We start from the raw sequence: 745 nt of genomic DNA on the forward strand, positions 1-745 counted from the left end.
TCTTTAAGGTCTTACACGAACTGAGTTTTCATACCCATCATCTCTCCGGTCTTCCGAATATCGGAAGACTTCGAATTGTAGATGCAACTCACATCAAACTTCCAGCTGTTTTATCTGAATGGGCATATGTCACAAAAGGGTGGAACGTGGTTAAAATGCATACACGTTTAGTCGTGGCATCACCTGATGTTCATTATCCTGATAAGATTATTCCTTCGAACGGGAAGGCTTCGGACCACGAAGGAGGGGAATTGCTCATAGAAGTTTCTGATGCCACCTATGTTATGGATCGCGGTTATATGGATAAAATCAGAATGAATCAATGGATCAAAGACGAGATTAAATTTGTCATTCGATTAAAAAGTGATATTACTATTCAAGTTGAAGAAGAATTTGAAGTGCCCGAAGGCAAAAATATATTAAGAGATGCGAAAGTAATACTAGGTGCTGAAAGAAAAATGAGACCTGTAAGATTGGTGGAATACCAAGATTCAAAAGGGAAGATTTATAAAGTAGCGACCACCAGATGGGATTTATTATCTACTGAGATTGCAGAGATTTATAGAAATCGATGGATCGTTGAACTATTCTTCAAGTGGATCAAACAATCTCTTAGATTTGTCAAAGTATGGAGCACAAAACCACAAGGAATATGGAATCAAATGTTTATTGCAATGATTGCCTATATACTTACTTTGACAGTGAAGTTAAAAACGCAATCAGAGAAAAGCATGTTGTCTATTCT

At 37.0% G+C, this 745-nt stretch carries 1 protein-coding gene; it reads left to right on the top strand.

Going from position 1 to position 745, the window contains the following annotated elements; translation table 11 throughout:
- On the top strand, positions 1 to 745 hold a 745-nt coding region (locus SM124_RS23950), incomplete at both ends, for an IS4 family transposase (protein WP_322448967.1).

Source organism: Robertmurraya mangrovi (assembly GCF_034427655.1).
Taxonomy (GTDB): domain Bacteria; phylum Bacillota; class Bacilli; order Bacillales; family Cytobacillaceae; genus Robertmurraya_A; species Robertmurraya_A mangrovi.